This window comes from Amycolatopsis heterodermiae (assembly GCF_034929455.1).
Lineage (GTDB): Bacteria > Actinomycetota > Actinomycetes > Mycobacteriales > Pseudonocardiaceae > Amycolatopsis > Amycolatopsis heterodermiae.
In genome coordinates this window covers 363,992-378,428 of the sequence record NZ_JAYFSI010000006.1, presented here as the reverse complement: position 1 = coordinate 378,428, position 14,437 = coordinate 363,992, and the positions used below count along the sequence as shown (strand labels likewise).

Here is a 14,437-nt window from a genome sequence, read left to right as displayed (position 1 = left end):
ACGCGCAAAGTGTCCCGGGCCGGGCACACCGCCGTCGCCGGTCGAGAGGCGGCTTCGCGCGTACGTCCGCCGCCGTATGCGTGAACCCTCCCTACGCACGCTGCGGTACGGATAGGGTGGACCGCGACTGGGGAGGTGGCGCTGCGTGGCGGACGAGCACGGCCGGATCAGGCGGTCCCTGGTCCGGGTGATCAACGACGACAACCTCGATCTCTACCTCCTGGGCGTGGTCGCCCTGGCGTTCACCGTGCTCGGGGCGACCGGCATCTCCGATGTGAAGACGTTGTCGTCCGTGGTCCTCGCGCTGCTGGCGCTGCTTGCCTTCTCCCAGATCAGGTCCCGGCGCCTGACCGAGCAGATCCGGCGCTCGCACCAGGCCGGCCCGACTGCCCTGTTCAAAACCAAGTTCCCGGTCGACCTCATCCCCCGGCGGGCCGGCGCGTTCGACATCCTGCTCATCGGCCACTCGATGACCCGGACCGTGCAGGGCATGCGCAGCGACATCCTCGCGATACTCGAAGCCGGCGGCCGCGTCCGCGTGCTCGTCCTGGACCCGACCGACGATCCGCTCATCGAAACCGCCGACCGCCGCATCTCGCAGAGCCTCGGCCCCGGCCGGCTGCGCCAGCGGATCATGACGACGCTGGAAGACCTGGCAACATTGCGGGCCAAGACCACCGGGCGGCTGGAGGTGCGCGTCTCGTCCCGGATCTCGTCCGCGGGGTTCAACTGCCTCGACGTTTCCGGGCCGCGCGGGCTGGTCTGCATCCAGCACTACGAGTACCACCCGGTCGGCGAGGCATCGCCGGTGTTCGTCCTCGAACCGCAGGACGCGCCCTGGTACCAGCACTTCGCCGCCGAAGCCGAGCGGCTGTGGGAGGCCGGCACGCCCTGGCCGCTGTCGACCGCGCAGCAGCTCGCCCGCGCCCGCCGCCCGGTCTTCAGCGAAAGTTTCGGCCCCGAGCTGGAGCGGGCGATCGAGGGCGCCGGCGATCTGTTTCTCACCGGCATGGCCCGCAACACCTTCGTCAACAACCACTACTCCCGGCTGGAAAAGCTCCTCAAGCGCGGGGCCGAGGTCCGGTTCGTTCTCATCGACCCCGAGTCGGCGGCGATCGACGCGGCCGCGGCGCGCTACTACGCGGAGCGGTCACCCGCCAGCGCCCGGGAACGGGTGCGCCACACCCTGCGGCTGCTGGCCGAGCTGAAGACGACGACGGACGGCGACCTGACCGTCCGGCTCGTCCCGCACCCGATCGCCGTCGGCGTCATCGCCACGGACAGCCACCCGGAGCGCACCGGCCCGCTGTCTGCCGTCTTCGCCGAGTACTACACGTACCAGGCGCCCGGGGAACCGAAATTCGTTCTCCAGCCCGGTGCCCCGGGCTACCAGACCTTTCTCGACGAGGCCGAAGCGCTGTGGAACAACGCCATACCCCATGAACTCTCAAGAAGCGTGCCTACGGACTAGCCGCGCCGGGCGCGCCGGACGCAGGCGACCGTCACCGCGACGATGACGGCGAAGACCGGACCCGTCGCGATGTGCACCGCGCCCAGGACCAACGGCTGGTTGCCCTGGTAGTAGATCACCTGGAGCGCGCCGTTGACGACGTTGACCGCCGCGCAGGTGAGCGTCGAGACGGTGTAGATCCGCCTTAGCCGGGGCACCGACCGCCAGTCGGCGGGGCCGCCGGCGACCCGGTTGAGGATGAGGCCGGTCAGCGGGCGTCCGATGAGGACGGTCGTGACGCAGACGGCGATGACCGCGAACGGGATCAGCGCGGGGATGAGGAAGAACCCGCGCGCCTCGCCGGTGACGGCCGCCACCACCGCGCACGCCGCGACCAGCAGCAGGCCCAGCACGGCCTGGCGCACCGGCTGACGCCGGTACAGACGCCAGCCGAACGCGGCGATCGCGGTGACCGCGGCGGTCACCAGGCCGGCGGTGAGATCGCCGACGGCGTTGGCGGCCACGAAGGCCACCGTCGGCGCGGCGGTCACCACGATTCCTTCCCAGCGGTTCTTGCGCGGCGGCGCCGCGGGTTCGGACGGGACGCGGACTTCCTGGTTCGTGTTCACACCAGAGAACGTCTCACATGAAACGTTCTTGCGCAAGGTCGTATCGACTGATACGTTCTCGGTCATGACGATGCAGCTGTGCACGGCGAGAGCGACGGACGGACCGGGGGACGAGTCCCCCTTCGCCCTCGGCCTGCTGCTGCGGCGCGCCCACGACCGCGTCGCCGCGGAGCTGCTGGGCGTCCTGCGGCCGCTGGGGCTGGAGTTCCGGCACTTCATCGTGCTCGTCGCGCTCCACCACGGCGGGCCGATGAGCCAGCGGGCGCTCGTCGGCGCCGTCGGCAGCGACAAGGCCACGATGGTCCGCGTCGTCGACGACCTCGAACGCGCCGGGCTCGTCACCCGCGATCCGCGCCCCGGCGACCGGCGGGTGCACACGATCACCCCGACCCCCGCCGGGACGGCCGTGTTCGACACCGCCCACCGCCACGCCGAGCCTGTCGCCGCACGCCTGAGTGATGGCCTCGGCGACGTCCGGCTCCTGCTCGACCTGCTCACCCGGCTCGCCTTTCCCGGCGAAGCCTGATCCACCTGATCCATCGACGAGGGAGAACCTTCATGCGAGTCGTCATCGCCGGCGCCGGGCTCGGCGGCCTGTGCCTGGCCCACGGACTGCGCCGCGGCGGCGTGGACGTCGTCGTGCTCGAACGCCACCCGACCCGGGATGCCCGGCCGGCCAGCTACGGCATCCACCTCAACGCCGACGGCCTGCGCGCCCTGCACACCTGTCTCCCCGGGGAGAACTGGGCGCGGCTGGTCGAGACGTCGACCCTGGCGCCGGACATCGTCCGCTTTCACGACCAGGACCTGCGGGTGCTCGCCGAGCGCGACCACACCGGCACCCCGGCCAACACGGATCCCGTCACACGACGGCGGGCGGTGAACCGTGACGCGCTGCGTGACGCCCTGCTCCTCGGCTGCGACGACGTGATCCGCTGGGGCACCGCGTTCGACCGCTTCGAGTACACCGGCGAGGGCGTCCGCGTGCACGGCGCCGACGGCCGCGCGATCGAGGCGGACCTGCTCGTCGGGGCCGACGGCGCGAACTCCCGCGTCCGCGAGCAGCGGCTGCCCGGCCTCCGGCGTGAAGACCTGGGCATCGTCAACATCGCCGGCCGCGTCCGGCTCACCCCCGAACTGGCGAGCGCCCTGCCGGAGACGCTGATCGACGGCGCCGTCAACAACGTCGTGCCCGCGCGACCCGGCTGGATGTTCCTGTCCACCTGGGACGCCGGCGCCGAGGCGCGGTACGTCGTGTGGGCGTGGGCCGCGGACCGCTCGACGTACCCGGACGACCTCGACGTCGTCGACCTGCGCGAACTGGTCCAGGAACGGACCGCCACCTGGGCACCCCCGCTCCGGCGGATCATCGCCGAGACCGACCCCGCGACCCTCGCGGCGATCCCGCTCAAGACGATGCCGGAGCTGCCGCACTGGGCACCCACGGCCGTCACCCTGCTGGGCGACGCGATCCACAACATGACCCCGATGGCCGGAATCGGCGCCAACACGGCGTTGCGCGACGCCGACACGCTGCGCCGTCACCTGGCCGGCGGCGGTGGCGTGCGGGCCTACGAAGACGAGATGCGCGATTACGCCAACGCGGCGCTGGCGCTGTCCACCCGCAACGCCCGCGGCGCGGCGACAACGTCCCGGCTGCCGCGGCACGCCTTCCGGACGGTGCTGCGCCTCGCCGAAGCGCTGCCGCCGGTCAAGCAGCGCATGTTCCCGGTGCGCTGAGCCGTGCTCGTGGTGATCTCGACCTTTGCTGTGCCGCCCGGACGGCAGCAGGAACTCCTGGACCTGTTGCGCACCAACGCGGAGGAGGTGCTGCGCCACCAGCCCGGTTTCCTGACGGCGGACCTGCTGGCCACCCCCGACGGCACCACGGTGGTCAACCACGCCCACTGGACCAACGCGGCAGCGGTGCGCGCAATGACGGCCGACCCGGCGGTGCGGGCACGGATGGCAGCCGCGTGGGCAATCGCGCGGCCGGTGGTGCAGCAGTTCACGCTGTCGTCGAGCCACGAGGCGGCGGAGTGAGTGAGCGGTGCTGGGGACGGTTGCCCGGCGCTGCTGCCGTCTCAGCGAGTGACCGCGGCCCACCTGGCCGCACAGCAATTCACGGCGCCACCAAACCACGGTGACGGTGGGATGAGCGGTGCCAGGGACGGTCCCCCTGCACTCCCACCTCCTCGGGAGGTGACCGCCGCACTGCAGTCCACGGTGCCACCGAGCCACGGCTGCGGCGGGATGAGCGGCGCCGGGGACGGCTTCCCAGGACACCTGCCTCCTCCGCGAGGTGACCGCGGCAAACCTTGCCGCACAGCAATTCACGGTGTCACCGAACCACGGTGGCGGCAGGATGATCGGCGCTGGGGGCCCCCGGCACTCCCACCTCCCCAGCGAGGCGACCGCAGCCACCTCTACAACGGCCGAGGCTCGCATGGCGCCCGTCCACTCGGCCATGCACCAGCCCACGGTGTCGTCTAGCCACCAACCAGCGGGGATGAGCGGCGCCGGGACACCTCCCCCGACACCGCTCTCTCAGCGCGGCAGCACCGTGACCGCGGGCACCTCGAACAACAGCCGAAGCTCGCATGGCGTCCACCCACCCGGCCGCACAACAGCCCACGGCGCCGGCGAGCCACCAACCAGCGGGATGAGCGGTGCCGGGGCACCTCCCCCGGCACCGCCCTCTCAACGCGGCAGCACCGCGACCGCGTCCACCTCGAACAGCAGTCCCGGCATGGCGAAGGCCTTCACCGCGTGCAGGGTGCTCGCCGGGCGGTGGGCCAGGTACTTCGCCGCGAGCGGGAGGTACTTGCGGACGTCGGCGGTCTCGGCGACCAGGACGGTCACCTTCACCACGTCGGCCAGCCCGGCGCCGCACGCCTCGAGCACCACCTTCAGGTTCTCGAACGCCTGCTTCGCCTGGCCCTCGAAACCGTCCAGCAGCAGGCCGTCCGGGCTCATGCCGACCTGGCCCGAGGTGTGCACCAGGCCGCCGGCGACGACCGCGTGCGAAAACGCGTTGCCCGGCGGCTGGTGCACGCCGTCGGGGTGGGTGACGAACTTCGTTACACTCATGATCACCTTTCTTGTCCAAGTAACACGGCACGGCCCAGCCAGGCCCGCGCCGTGCCACCGGCCGCCGGGTCGTAGGCCAGGTGGATCCGCCGCCCGTATTTCGCGGCGATGTCGGCGAGGTCACTCACGTCCGGCTCCCAGCCATGCCGGGTCAGCCACCGCGCCGGATCGGTCGGCCCCGACCGCCACAACCGCAGCAACTCGGGCCCGATCGCCGTTCGCAGGGCATCGCTGGCCTCGACGTGGTCGAACGCGATTGTGCTGCCCGTCGCGCTGAGCCCGGTGATCGTCGACAGCAGCCCGTCCGCGGCGGCCTCGTCCAGCGCGTAGAGCAGGCCCTCGGTCAGCCACGCCGTGGGCCGCTCCGGGCGGAACCCGGCCTCCTGCAAGGCCACCGCCCAGTCCGAACGCAGGTCGGCGACGACGGGACGCCGGACGCACCGAGCCGTCAAGGACGCCGCGGCGGCGTCCTTGAACCGCAGCACCGGGGCCTGGTCGATCTCGAAGACCTCGGTGCCGCCGGGCCAGCCGAGCCGCCATGGACGTCCGTCCATTCCGGACGCCACGAGCACGACCTGCCGAGCCTCGCCGGACAGCAGCGCGTCGTCCAGGAACCGCGTCCGCACGGCGACCTGCGGTCCCATCACCGCGGCGAATTCGGGCTTCTCCCCGGTGATCCCGGCGGCGTCCAGGAACAGCCGCGCGCACGGATCGGCGAACAGCCGGTCCGGGCGGCGGTCCTCGGCCGCGCGCAGCAGCGCCACCTCGAACGCGGTCCGCCCGATCGCGTCGATCCCGTCCAGGTCCATACGCCTCCTCCCGTCGAAGTCATTTGGTTGCGTTCGCGACGGTATCATGTGATACGTTCAGTCGTGAAGGATTCACCGAGTGATGAATCAACGAGGAGAGCGGTCATGTCCGAGCCGACCTGTCACGTCGCCGTCGTCTACTACTCCGCGACCGGAACGATCTTCACCCTCGCCGACGCCGTGCGCGCCGGCGCCGCCGACGCCGGGGCGGAGGTGCGGCTGCGGCGGGTCGAGGAGATCGCGCCCGTACAGGCGATCGCCCGCAACGGCGCCTGGGTCGAGCACCTGGCCGGCACCGGGCACATCCCGGTGGCCACCCACGACGACCTGCTCTGGGCCGACGCGATCGTGTTCGGCACCCCGGCGCGGTTCGGGAACGTCGCGAGCCAGCTCAAGCAGTTCCTGGACACCCTGTCCGGGCTCTGGATGCGCGATCTGCTCGCAGACAAGGTCTACAGTGGATTCACTTCGACCGCGTCCGCGCACGGCGGCCAGGAGTCGACGCTGCTGGCGCTCTACAACTCCGTCTACCACTTCGGCGGCGTCATCGTCCCGCCCGGGTACAAGGACCACCACGACGACTCCGGCGGAAACCCTTACGGTGCAAGCCATGTCACCGGCGACGACGGCTCGATCGCCGTCGGCGAAACGGCGTTGACGGCGGCCCGCTCGCAGGGCCACCGGGTCGCGACGATGGCCGCGGCCCTCAGGCACGGGCTCGCCGCGGTGTGACGCCTACGCCTCGCCCCCGGGCGGATAGGTGAACCTGGTCAGCAGGTCCATCAGCTTCGCCGGCTCGCCGGCCCGCAGGTGCGAGACCAGCTCTTCGGCCGGGGCGAGCGCGTCCTCGTGCGCGGCGTCGAAGGCCTTCACGCCGTCGGGGGTGATCTCGACCTCGCGCACCCGACGGTCGCCCGGCACGGCGTTGCGGACCGCGAACCCCTTCGCCTCCAGGTCGTCGACGACGCGCATGATCCCGGCCTTGTCCGAACCGGTCGCCTCGACCAGGTCGCGCTGCGTCGTCGGCCCGCGGTCGGCAAGGATGATCAGCACGGCGAAGTGCCGCAGCTCCAGCCCGTGCGGGCGCATCGCGGCGGCCATCGCCCCCGCCGCGCGGGCGTGCGCCCGGCGCAGCAGCAGCCCCAGCGCGAACGGGGACACGTCCCCCGGGCGGTCGGTGGCGCGGGTCCTGGGCTTACCGGTCATGCGAGCACCCTACCCCAAAGGGCGTCGGGTGATACGGTTTCATTCGATACGGAATGGTGGTGGTCGAGGTGATCGGCTTCGGAGTGGCACCGCGCGCGGAGGAGGTCGCCGCCACCGTGCCCGGCGACGACCTCGTCCCCCGCCCGGACGTCGTGATGGACCGGGGGTTCACCCTGGACGCGCCGCCCGAGCGGGTCTGGCCGTGGTTCGCCCAGCTCGGCAAGAACCGCGCCGGCTGGTACCTGCCCACGGGGATCGAGGCGCTCCTCCCCCGGCGCCGCCGCGCGCTGCGCCGCCTCGACCCCGCGCTGCAGCACCTGAGCCCGGGCGACGTGATCGACGACTGGGGCGGCCGCGACGCGACCTTCGAGATCGTCACCCACGACCCGCCGCACACCCTCGTCCACCGTTCCACCCGCGGCCGCCTGGAGATCAGCTGGGCGATCCGCCTCACGGACGACGGCGACGGCACCACCCGCGTCCACCTCCGCTTCCGGCTCAGCGGCGCGCGACGGCCGTGGCTGGCCGAGTACGGCGGCGGGCTGCTCGACCTGCTGACGGTGGCCGGGCTCGCCGCCGGTCTGCGCGACCGGCTGCGGGCGCCCTGACCCCGGCACCGCCGTCACGGGTTCCCGGACATTTCCTTCCTGGGCCAAGACTTCCGGCGAGCGAACAGGACGATGAGGACGATCGCCAGCAGCGCGACGAGGCCGGACCACCACCACCCCGACGTTCCGGCCGCGGCCGTTTCGGGGTGCCGGGCGAAGCCGAGGCCGCCGTCGCGCTGGTACTGGGAGCCGGGTTGCTTGTCCGCATACCGGTCGTGGACCTGGCGCTGGTAGTCCGGCAGCGGGACGAACGCGCCGACCGGCGTCTGCGGCAGGCTGGCCTGCAGCAGCCGGACGCCGTCGGCGCCCAGCGCGTACCAGCCGTTGATCTGCGGCTCGTCGAGCAGGACGGCACCGGCCGGCAGCCGGGTGGCGAGCCGGGTCTCGTCGTCCCCGGAGAGGACGCTGCCGACCTGCCACCCCGCCTGCGCGTCCGGGGCCGCCTGGATGGTGGCGGTGCGGCCGTCCTGGGCGCGCGCGACGACCGCGACGTACTCGAGGACCGCCACCCGGCCGTCGCCGTCGCCCCGCACGAACGCCGGGTCGAGGGTGTAGGCCGGGACGCCCGTGTCCGCCACGGTGATGACGCCCGGGTCGGGCTGACCAGGTCTGCGGAAGTTGGTCCTGGCGAAGCTGATCGCCCGGTCCGAGTGGGCCGCGGTCACCGCCGCCGCCACCTGGGCGGCCGGCACCGGCACCCACACGGGTGGCGCGGCCGAGGCCGCCGCGCCGAACCCGGCCGGGGCCGCCAGCGCCAGCACCACCGCCGTCAGGATCTTCGTCGCAGACCTGGTCATGGCCTAGCTCACCGCCCGCCCGTGATGCCGACGACCGTGTCGCCCCAGGTGAACTCGCTGTTGCGGAGGTAGTCGTTGTAGGACTGCGTGCGGTAGCGCTGGTAGGTCGGCCACGGGTCGCCGACGTTCATCGACTGGTTGCCCGCGTCGTAGCCGTAGATCACCTCGGCGTGGCCGCCGCCGGAGGTCCAGTAGATCCCGGTGAGCGCCGGGTTCCCGGCGTCGATCTGCTGGGTGATCGTCGAGAACGACACCGCTCCCCCGGCGCTGCTCGCGGAGAACCCGGTGCCGCGGAAGCCGTTGACGATCTCGCCGATCTGCGCGGCCTGGTTCGGGCAGTTGCCCGCGGTGGTGCCCTTGCCGGCGGCGCAGAACTCGTCCTGCGACGTCGAGGCGCCGTGGAACTGCTCGATGCTCGCGCCGTCGGCGGCCCAGCACCATTCGTCGTTCTGCTGCACCTGCTGGCTGTAGTCGAGGCTGCGCGCGGCCTGGGCGTCGCGGGCCACGTTCGCCGGGAGGCGCAGGGCGGCGTTGTCGCCGAGGGGGTGGGTGAGCGTCACGCCGTTCGGCGCCGACGGCTCGACCGGCTGGGCCCCGGCCGCCGGGGTGAGCGCGAGCGTGGCCGTGACCACGACCGCACCACACGTGAGAACCAGGCCCGTCATTCGTTTGTCCAGCGCGATGACCACGAGCTTCTCCTTGCAGCAAAGGGAAAGGGGAACCATCACTGTGCGGCAGGAGAAAATCTCCAACAACCGACGCAAGTCGGTAAACGACGAGTAAACGACCGGCCGGCCGTGCGGTGGCCCGCGTCACGTATCCGCTGGTCAGGACGCCGAGTTCGCGGCGCGCGGCGGACTTCCCCGCCTCGGTGTTATGCCAGGTGTTATGGGTGCGCCGCGTGCGGTTTCCGGGCCTTTCGGATCCCGGCGGCAAGCGGGCTGACAGACTCGACCGGTGATCCTCGGTTACGTCCTCGCCCTGCTGGCCGCCGTCGCGTCGGGCAGCGGTTCGATCCTGGAGTCCGCCGGCGTGCGGCGGGCCGGTGCCTACGGCGGCGCGCCCCAGGATCTCGTCGCCCTGCGCAGCCAGCCGCTCTACTTCCTCGGGGTGGGCGTGGACCTGCTGGGCTTCGTCTTCGCCGCGGCGGCGCTGCACCGGCTGCCGCTGTTCCTCGTCCAGTCGGTGCTGGCGTTCAGCGTCGGCGTCACCGCGACGATCTCCGCGTTCCTCGGCATCCGGCTGGCGTCGGCCGGTTGGGCCGCGCTGGGCGTCGGCGCGACCGGGCTCGTCCTGCTGGGCCTGTCCGCGGACCCGGGTCCCGCGCACCTGCTGCCCACCTTCGCCAAGTACCTGCTGCTGGCCGCGGCCGTGCCGATCGCGGCGACGGGCTTCTACATCCAGCGCCACGACCGCCGCTGGTCGGCGCCGATCCTCGGGTTCTGCGGCGGCCTGGGCTTCAGCGTCGTGGGCATCTCCGCCCGGACCCTGGACACGTCGGGCCCGGCCTGGCGGGTCGCGCTGGACCCGGCGATCTGGGCGATGATCGCCAACGGCCTGGTCGCCGCGGTGGTGTTCGCGATGGCCCTGCAACGCGGCCGCGCGACCGCCGTCACCGCGACGATGTTCACCACCAACACCGCCGTGTCGTCCCTGATCGGCGTGACCATCCTGGACGACCGCGTCCGCGACGGCTTCACGGCCGCGGCCATCGCCGGGTTCGTACTCGCCGTCGCGGGCGCGATCGGCACCGCGCACTACGCGGCCGCCCACCAGGCGCCCGCCGCGGAGACGGCGGAGCCCGTCTGAGGGACGGGTGTCAGTGGCCGCCTCGCCGGCCGAGGGTCGCAGCGGGGCCGGCTGGCAACCGTCCGAGCGACGAGTGTGGGTGATCGCCCTGCCAGCCGGGTGTCTCGACGGGGGTCGCGCCGGGGCGAGTCCACTTCGGTACCGGCCGATAACCGTCTAAGCCACCGGCGTCAGTGGCCGCCTTGCCGGCCGAGGGTCTCCACCGGGCCCGCGCCGGGGCGGGTCCACTGTGGCACCGGCCTGCTGGTCGGGCCCCAGTTCGCGGCGCCGTCCGCGTCCGAGCGCCAGGACCAGCAGGCGTGGCGGCCCTCGGACTCGTGCCACTCCGGGTTGCCCTCCCAGGACTCCCCGCGGCCGTACGGGGTCATGTCGAGCAGGCCCATCGACGAATTGACCCGCTCGTTGCCCCGGCCCGTCGTCGAGTAGGTGAGGAACACGCGGTCGCCGTCGCGCAGGAAGCAGGTGATGAACCCCATTTCGCCACCGACCGGCGCGGGCACGTCGCGCACCGAGTACCAGGGTTCGGTGTAGCCCATGAACTCGACGTAGGGGGCCACCTCGTCCCACGGTCCCGAGGTCAGCACGGCGTACGACACGCCGCGGGCGTTGAGGTAGACGGCGTCCCGGATGTGCCAGGCCGTGGTGGTGCAGCCCTCGCACTGTCCCTGGTGCGGCGCGCCGTCGTGCCACATGTGCTTGTAGACCACGAGCTCGTCGCGGCCCTGGAACAGGTCCGTGAACGGGACCGGGCCGCCCGGTCCGGTGACCTCGGCCGTGGCGTCGAACTCCACCACCGGCAGCCGGCGGCGGGCCGCGGCGATGGCGTCGCCCTCGCGGGTGTGGGCCTTCTCTCGGACCAGCAGCTCGTCACGGGCGTGCTGCCAGGTGGCCAGGTCGACGACGGGCGGGTTCGTCACGGGTCTCTCCGTTCGGTGCCGGTGCTCCTACACGGACACAACGAACTCACCCACGCCGTTTCGACACCGCCCGGAAACCCTTCTAAGCCGGGAGCACCGTGGCCGTGAACCCGGCCGCCGCGGCGAGGGCCGTCAGGTCACCGGCGCCGGCGGCCGGCAGGAGCACGAGCGGGTAGCAGTCGGACTCGATGTCGAGGACGGCCAGCGCGGTGCCCGCCCCGGCCAGCCGCTCCCCCGCCAGCACGAGGAACTCGTAGGTCGGCAGCTCGGCCTCGGCGAGCGACGTCCAGATCTCGTCGGCCGTCGGCGCGGACCGCAGCACCCGCAGCTGCCCGGTGATCTCGTCGGGCGCTTCCTTCCAGTCCACTTCGGCCAGCAGCCCGTGGTCGGTGAGCGCGTTCACCAGCGCGATCCAGGCCAGCAGCTCGAACGGCTCGTCGATGCCGCGGTCGTCGAGCCGGTCGGCGTGGTCGCGCAGGTAGGCGCCGGGATCGTCGTGTGCGGCCACGGCCAGGTCACGGACCTGCGCCACGTCCGGCGCGAGCAGGCCGGCCACGGCGATGAGCGCGTCGCGAGGTGTCACGAGCGCCCATGATGGCACCCGGGCACGACGAATGGCGGCTTGACCCCCGCCGGGATCCGGAGTGGCATGTACGCCGTGATCCGACTGCGCTCGACCGCCGTCCTGCTCGCTCTCGCCGGCCTCGTCGCGGCCCCGGTGCCCGCGCTGGCCGCCGTACCCGCCCAGCCCGGCCCGTCGCTCGGCTTCGACCTGGACGCGGCCACCATCCCCGAGCTCCAGCAGCGGATGGACCACGGACGGCTGAGCGCCGTGGCGCTGACCCAGGCGTACCTGCGCCGGATCGATGCGCTGGACGGCAAGGTCCACGCCGTGGTCGCCGTCGACCCGGCGGCCCTGCGCGCGGCCGCCGCCAGCGACGTCCGCCGCCGCACCGGTCACACCCTCGGGCAGCTGGACGGGATCCCGGTGCTGCTCAAGGACAACATCGACACCCGGACGCTGCCGGCCACCGCGGGTTCGCGGGCCCTGCCCCGCAGCCGTCCGGCCGCCGACGCCGCCCTCGTCGACCGGCTCCAGCGCGGCGGCGCGGTGATCCTCGGCAAGACCAACCTCTCCGAGTGGGCCAACTACCGCTCCACCCATGCGACGTCCGGCTGGTCCGGGATCGGCGGCCAGACGAACGACCCGTACGTCCTCGACCGCAACCCGTGCGGCTCGTCCTCGGGCTCCGGCGCCGCCGTGGCGGCCACCCTGGCGCAGGTCGCGATCGGCACCGAGACCGACGGCTCGATCGTCTGCCCGGCCGGCGCCAACGACGTCGTCGGCGAGAAGCCGACGCTCGGCCTGGTCAGCCGGACCGGGGTCGTGCCGATCTCGGCCGAACAGGACACCGCCGGCCCGATGGCGCGCCACGTCGTCGACACCGCCATCACGCTGTCCGTCCTGCAGGGACGCGACGCCGCGGACCCGGCGACGGCGGCGATCCCCGCGAACCAGCCCCGCGACTACGCGGCCCTGCTGCGTCCCGGCGCCCTGCGCGGCGCCCGGATCGGGGTCTGGCGGATGGCCGGCCAGGACGCCGACGTCGACCGGGTCGTCCAGGACGCCGTCCGCACGCTGACCTCCCGCGGCGCCACCGTCGTCGAGGTCGACCCGCCGTACCAGGACCAGATCGGCGCCGCCGAGTCCCCCGCGCTGCTCACCGAGTTCAAGCGCGACGTCAACGCCTACCTGACTCATCGGCCGGGCCACCCCGCGAACCTGAACGAGCTGATCGCCTTCAACAGGAAGGACCCGGTCGAGCTGTCGAAGTTCGGCCAGGAGCTGTTCGAGCAGGCGGCGGCCGCCCCGTCCCCGGCCGACCCCACGTACCGTGCCCAGCGCGCGACGGCGACGTCGCTGGCCCGCCGGTCGATCGACGAAACCCTGGCCGCGCAGCACCTGGACGCCATCGTCGCGCCGACCAACAGCCCGGCGTGGAAGACGACCTACGGCACCGGCGACGCGTTCGTCCTCGGCTCCTCGACCCCGGCGGCCGTCGCGGGTTACCCCAACGTGTCGGTGCCGGCCGGGTTCGCCGGCCCGCTCCCGATCGGCGTCTCGTTCTTCGCGGGACGCTGGGCCGACGCGCGGGTCCTCGCGCTCGCGGCGGCGTTCGAGAAGGCGGCCCCGGCCCGCCGGGCCCCGGCCTTCATCCCGACCATCGGCTGACGATCAGAGCGCCGCGCGGTACTCCGACGGGCTGATGCCGCGCGCCCGGCGGAACGCGGTGCTGAGGTGCTGCGGGTGGCTGAACCCGCAGTCCGCGGCGATCACGCCGATCGGATCGGACGTCCCGGCGAGCCGGTGTTCGGCCTCGCGCAGGCGGAGGTCCAGGACCCAGCGCATCGGTGTCACGCCGGTGCTGCGCCGGAACGAACGCAGGAAGTGGCGCGGGCTGAAGCCGGCCACCGCGGCGAGGGTGCCGACGGTGACGGGATCGCGGAGGTTCCGCCGGACGTGGGCGTCCAGACGCGCCACCGTTCCCGGCGGCAGACCGGCCGAGGGTGGTTCCGGCGCCGCGTCGCGGGTCAGGCGGACCAGGTGCGCGAGGCTCTGGCGGGCGACGCCGTCGACGAACAGGGCGAACGTCTCGTCCGGTTCCGCCGCCTCCTGGGCGAGTTCGCGCAGGGCCCGGACGAGCGGGGGCCGGTCGAACCCGACGAGCGCGCGCCGCGGCGCCGGGAGGTCGTGGTCCGCGGCGAGATCCGGGTCGAGGAACAGCACCGTGTAGCGGCACAGCCCGTCGATCACGAAGGTGCCGGTGACCTCGGTGTCCGGCGGGATGTAGCAGAGGCTGGTGGTCGCGGTGACGACGTCGTGGAAGGGACGGCCGTCCACCGCGAGCCGCAGCTCGCGCACCCCGGAGCCCCACCAGAACAGCGCCGCGGCCGGCTGGCGGAAGCGCCAGCCGATCGGGTCCGCCGAGGTGCGGGCCAGGGTTTCGAGCCGGGCGAGCGCGGTGCCGCCCGCCGCGCGCTCGACCACCCGGCCGCCGACCTCCCGCCAGGCGGGCCGCTCCTCACCCGAAACCGTCATGAAGACATTCGTACCAGCGTCC

General features: G+C 72.8%; 17 protein-coding genes. 8 read left to right on the top strand and 9 right to left on the bottom strand.

Annotation, left to right across the window (positions count from 1 at the left end; all coding sequences use genetic code 11):
- Positions 1-145: 145 nt before the first annotated feature.
- Positions 146-1,471: a DUF5919 domain-containing protein gene (locus VA596_RS26690; protein WP_323330900.1), complete on the top strand. Its 1,326-nt coding sequence runs from the start codon at positions 146-148 to the stop codon at positions 1,469-1,471.
- On the opposite strand, the gene VA596_RS26685 is transcribed toward VA596_RS26690, so the two are convergent.
- Positions 1,468-2,079 (bottom strand): DUF3159 domain-containing protein, encoded by a 612-nt coding sequence (locus tag VA596_RS26685; RefSeq protein WP_323330899.1) that lies wholly within the window; start codon positions 2,077-2,079, stop codon positions 1,468-1,470. The two genes, VA596_RS26690 and VA596_RS26685, sit on opposite strands and share 4 nt — an antisense overlap.
- A 64-nt stretch (positions 2,080-2,143) precedes the next feature.
- On the opposite strand from VA596_RS26685, the gene VA596_RS26680 reads away from it, so the two are divergent.
- From VA596_RS26680 to VA596_RS26670, 3 genes are read left to right on the top strand one after another with little or no spacing between them, the layout of a single operon-like run.
- A complete protein-coding gene (locus tag VA596_RS26680; RefSeq protein WP_323330898.1) occupies positions 2,144-2,605 on the top strand; it encodes a MarR family winged helix-turn-helix transcriptional regulator in 462 nt (153 codons plus the stop codon).
- Between the two features lie 32 nt (positions 2,606-2,637).
- The gene (locus VA596_RS26675) at positions 2,638-3,819 is read left to right on the top strand and encodes an FAD-dependent oxidoreductase (RefSeq protein ID WP_323330897.1); all 1,182 of its coding nucleotides are present in this window, start codon (positions 2,638-2,640) and stop codon (positions 3,817-3,819) included.
- A 3-nt stretch (positions 3,820-3,822) separates the two neighbouring features.
- On the top strand, positions 3,823-4,122 hold the full coding sequence (locus tag VA596_RS26670; protein ID WP_323330896.1) for an antibiotic biosynthesis monooxygenase family protein: 300 nt from the start codon (positions 3,823-3,825) through the stop codon (positions 4,120-4,122).
- Between the two features lie 657 nt (positions 4,123-4,779).
- Here the strand turns inward: VA596_RS26670 and VA596_RS26665 are convergent.
- Both VA596_RS26665 and VA596_RS26660 read right to left on the bottom strand, forming a co-directional pair.
- Entirely contained in the window at positions 4,780-5,169 is a 390-nt protein-coding gene (locus VA596_RS26665) for a RidA family protein (RefSeq protein ID WP_323330895.1), read from the bottom strand.
- 2 nt (positions 5,170-5,171) lie between these two features.
- Positions 5,172-5,978 carry an SAM-dependent methyltransferase gene (locus VA596_RS26660; RefSeq protein ID WP_323330894.1) on the bottom strand — a complete coding sequence of 269 codons (807 nt, stop codon included), beginning with the start codon at positions 5,976-5,978 and terminating at the stop codon, positions 5,172-5,174.
- A gap of 105 nt (positions 5,979-6,083) precedes the next feature.
- Between VA596_RS26660 and wrbA the strand changes: the two genes are divergently transcribed.
- Complete coding sequence (wrbA, locus tag VA596_RS26655) at positions 6,084-6,710, top strand: NAD(P)H:quinone oxidoreductase (protein WP_323330893.1); 627 nt, start codon at positions 6,084-6,086, stop codon at positions 6,708-6,710.
- Positions 6,711-6,713: 3 nt separating this feature from the next.
- On the opposite strand, the gene VA596_RS26650 is transcribed toward wrbA, so the two are convergent.
- Positions 6,714-7,184, bottom strand: a complete 471-nt coding sequence (locus VA596_RS26650) for a MarR family winged helix-turn-helix transcriptional regulator (RefSeq protein ID WP_323330892.1) — start codon at positions 7,182-7,184, stop codon at positions 6,714-6,716.
- Between the two features lie 59 nt (positions 7,185-7,243).
- On the opposite strand from VA596_RS26650, the gene VA596_RS26645 reads away from it, so the two are divergent.
- Entirely contained in the window at positions 7,244-7,792 is a 549-nt protein-coding gene (locus VA596_RS26645; protein WP_323330891.1) for an SRPBCC family protein, read from the top strand.
- Positions 7,793-7,806: 14 nt separating this feature from the next.
- Here VA596_RS26645 and VA596_RS26640 read toward each other — a convergent pair whose 3' ends face one another.
- Both VA596_RS26640 and VA596_RS26635 read right to left on the bottom strand, forming a co-directional pair.
- The gene (locus VA596_RS26640) at positions 7,807-8,589 is read right to left on the bottom strand and encodes a hypothetical protein (protein WP_323330890.1); all 783 of its coding nucleotides are present in this window, start codon (positions 8,587-8,589) and stop codon (positions 7,807-7,809) included.
- A gap of 8 nt (positions 8,590-8,597) precedes the next feature.
- Complete coding sequence (locus VA596_RS26635; protein ID WP_323330889.1) at positions 8,598-9,278, bottom strand: papain-like cysteine protease family protein; 681 nt, start codon at positions 9,276-9,278, stop codon at positions 8,598-8,600.
- 268 nt (positions 9,279-9,546) lie between these two features.
- Between VA596_RS26635 and VA596_RS26630 the strand changes: the two genes are divergently transcribed.
- Positions 9,547-10,398: a hypothetical protein gene (locus VA596_RS26630; protein ID WP_323330888.1), complete on the top strand. Its 852-nt coding sequence runs from the start codon at positions 9,547-9,549 to the stop codon at positions 10,396-10,398.
- Between the two features lie 170 nt (positions 10,399-10,568).
- On the opposite strand, the gene VA596_RS26625 is transcribed toward VA596_RS26630, so the two are convergent.
- On the bottom strand, positions 10,569-11,315 hold the full coding sequence (locus VA596_RS26625; protein ID WP_323330887.1) for a DUF899 family protein: 747 nt from the start codon (positions 11,313-11,315) through the stop codon (positions 10,569-10,571).
- An 82-nt stretch (positions 11,316-11,397) separates the two neighbouring features.
- Positions 11,398-11,898, bottom strand: a complete 501-nt coding sequence (locus VA596_RS26620) for a DUF6630 family protein (RefSeq protein ID WP_323330886.1) — start codon at positions 11,896-11,898, stop codon at positions 11,398-11,400.
- A 75-nt stretch (positions 11,899-11,973) separates the two neighbouring features.
- Between VA596_RS26620 and VA596_RS26615 the strand changes: the two genes are divergently transcribed.
- Positions 11,974-13,548: an amidase gene (locus VA596_RS26615; RefSeq protein WP_410171927.1), complete on the top strand. Its 1,575-nt coding sequence runs from the start codon at positions 11,974-11,976 to the stop codon at positions 13,546-13,548.
- Positions 13,549-13,551: 3 nt separating this feature from the next.
- Here the strand turns inward: VA596_RS26615 and VA596_RS26610 are convergent, their stop codons facing one another.
- Positions 13,552-14,415: an AraC family transcriptional regulator gene (locus tag VA596_RS26610; protein ID WP_323330884.1), complete on the bottom strand. Its 864-nt coding sequence runs from the start codon at positions 14,413-14,415 to the stop codon at positions 13,552-13,554.
- Positions 14,416-14,437 lie beyond the last annotated feature (22 nt).

Coding starts and splice junctions, on each gene's coding strand:
- VA596_RS26640 (WP_323330890.1), bottom strand. CDS start 8,589: ATGACCAGGTCTGCGACGAAGATCCTGACGGCGGTGGTGCTGGCGCTG.
- VA596_RS26675 (WP_323330897.1), top strand. CDS start 2,638: ATGCGAGTCGTCATCGCCGGCGCCGGGCTCGGCGGCCTGTGCCTGGCC.
- VA596_RS26650 (WP_323330892.1), bottom strand. CDS start 7,184: ATGACCGGTAAGCCCAGGACCCGCGCCACCGACCGCCCGGGGGACGTG.
- wrbA (WP_323330893.1), top strand. CDS start 6,084: ATGTCCGAGCCGACCTGTCACGTCGCCGTCGTCTACTACTCCGCGACC.
- VA596_RS26665 (WP_323330895.1), bottom strand. CDS start 5,169: ATGAGTGTAACGAAGTTCGTCACCCACCCCGACGGCGTGCACCAGCCG.
- VA596_RS26680 (WP_323330898.1), top strand. CDS start 2,144: ATGACGATGCAGCTGTGCACGGCGAGAGCGACGGACGGACCGGGGGAC.
- VA596_RS26660 (WP_323330894.1), bottom strand. CDS start 5,978: ATGGACCTGGACGGGATCGACGCGATCGGGCGGACCGCGTTCGAGGTG.
- VA596_RS26610 (WP_323330884.1), bottom strand. CDS start 14,415: ATGACGGTTTCGGGTGAGGAGCGGCCCGCCTGGCGGGAGGTCGGCGGC.